Origin of the sequence: Aliivibrio sp. A6 (genome assembly GCF_028765505.1) — a bacterium.
Lineage (GTDB): Bacteria > Pseudomonadota > Gammaproteobacteria > Enterobacterales > Vibrionaceae > Aliivibrio > Aliivibrio finisterrensis_A.
On the sequence record NZ_JARACR010000164.1, the window covers coordinates 1 to 253 of the forward strand.

General features: G+C 41.9%; 1 tRNA gene. It reads right to left on the reverse strand.

Going from position 1 to position 253, the window contains the following annotated elements:
• Nucleotides 1-79: 79 nt before the first annotated feature.
• Nucleotides 80-154: transfer RNA gene (locus PVK70_RS19020), tRNA-Gln, on the reverse strand.
• Nucleotides 155-253: the final 99 nt, after the last annotated feature.

The window sequence follows — 253 nt, forward strand, 5'->3', positions numbered from 1 at the left end:
TTTTTGTAGTTAGAAGACGAATTGGAGAGTCTTTCTAACGTTGTCATAATTAATCAGGTTGCATCAATTATGTAAATAGTGGTTGGGATACCTGGATTTGAACCAGGGAATGCCGGCATCAAAAGCCGGTGCCTTACCGCTTGGCGATATCCCAACAGAGAAGATTAAATCAGTAATTAAACCAAGATAATACATCTTTAAATATGGTGCGGACGGAGAGACTTGAACTCTCACACCTTGCGGCGCCAGAACC